This window comes from Xenorhabdus innexi (genome assembly GCF_002632485.1).
Taxonomy (GTDB): Bacteria; Pseudomonadota; Gammaproteobacteria; order Enterobacterales; family Enterobacteriaceae; genus Xenorhabdus; species Xenorhabdus innexi.
The window spans coordinates 1-402 of the sequence record NZ_NIBU01000277.1 but is presented as its reverse complement, the minus strand read 5'-3'; the positions used below and the strand labels follow the sequence as shown (position 1 = coordinate 402).

The following is a 402-nucleotide window of genomic DNA, read 5'->3' as shown; positions in this document are numbered from 1 at the left end:
AATATAAAAGGCAAAACTGTAGACACTCGGTGGCGGGACTTCCCACCACGCCCGGGTACTGCCACTGCGCAAATCCGGCGGGTTATGGACAGTCAGATTACGGGGTGCGATCATCCAGCCGGTCAGGGTGATCAGCAAAACCAGTACTAACACCCCGCAAGCAAGCCGCAGGGTCAGAATATGCTGATCGCGATTTTTCACCGCATGACGAAACCGGCTCATCGCGCGCACCTGCTGCGACGCAATGACCAGCCCTGCGCCGCAATAATCAGGGCCGGATCACCGAGACCCAGCCGACGTTTTTGCTCTGCCAGTGTCAGCCAGAGATAATGTTCCGGTTTGCCGCGCTTAAACTGTGCCAGCCAGCGCCCGCCAAAACTAATCAGCAGCAACGGCATCACC

The 402-nt window shown here is 57.5% G+C and carries 2 protein-coding genes; both read right to left on the bottom strand.

Translation table 11 applies throughout. The annotated features are described in order from the left end of the window. The coding region (locus Xinn_RS21600) for a DUF2895 family protein (RefSeq protein ID WP_153043454.1) at positions 1–222 on the bottom strand (222 nt) is incomplete at its 3' end. Beyond that, the coding region (locus Xinn_RS21595; protein WP_153043453.1) for a DUF3487 family protein at positions 219–402 on the bottom strand (184 nt) is incomplete at its 5' end. The genes Xinn_RS21595 and Xinn_RS21600, both read right to left, overlap by 4 nt.